Origin of the sequence: Grimontia sp. AD028 (genome assembly GCF_000973155.1) — a bacterium.
GTDB lineage: Bacteria > Pseudomonadota > Gammaproteobacteria > Enterobacterales > Vibrionaceae > Enterovibrio > Enterovibrio indicus.
On record NZ_LASY01000206.1, the window covers coordinates 1 to 470 of the forward strand.

A 470-nucleotide genomic window follows, 5' to 3' on the forward strand; every position below is an offset into this window, starting at 1 on the left:
CCCTTTACCCAGTACCGGCTTGAGCATTTAAGACGTGATGCCATCACGGCAACGGCACAAAGTAATGTCCCGCAGGTTCAGCCGGGGATGCTGTTTGACCTCGTGGACCATCCGGATGACGCCACGAACCGTGACTGGGTGGTGGTCTCTGCCCAGTGTGAAGGCACCCAGCCGCAGGCGTTGGAAGAGGCTGGCGGTGAGGGCATGACGACGTTCCACAATACTTTTTCTGTCATTCCTGCACACAGACCTTGGCGTCCGACGCCGCAACCGAAACCTTGTGTCCATGGCCCACAAATCGCGATGGTTACCGGTCCCGATGGCGAGGAAATCTTTTGTGATGAACATGGCAGGGTGAAGGTGCAGTTCCCCTGGGACCGTTATGGCAACAGTGATGATGCCTCAAGCTGTTGGGTACGGGTCTCTCAGGGCTGGGCGGGCGGTCAGTATGGCATGATGGCCATTCCCCG

At 58.1% G+C, this 470-nt stretch carries 1 protein-coding gene; it reads left to right on the forward strand.

All coding sequences use genetic code 11. The annotated features are described in order from the left end of the window. Positions 1–470: type VI secretion system tip protein TssI/VgrG (tssI, locus tag RN22_RS24325; protein WP_046308513.1), on the forward strand; the 470-nt coding region annotated here is incomplete at both ends.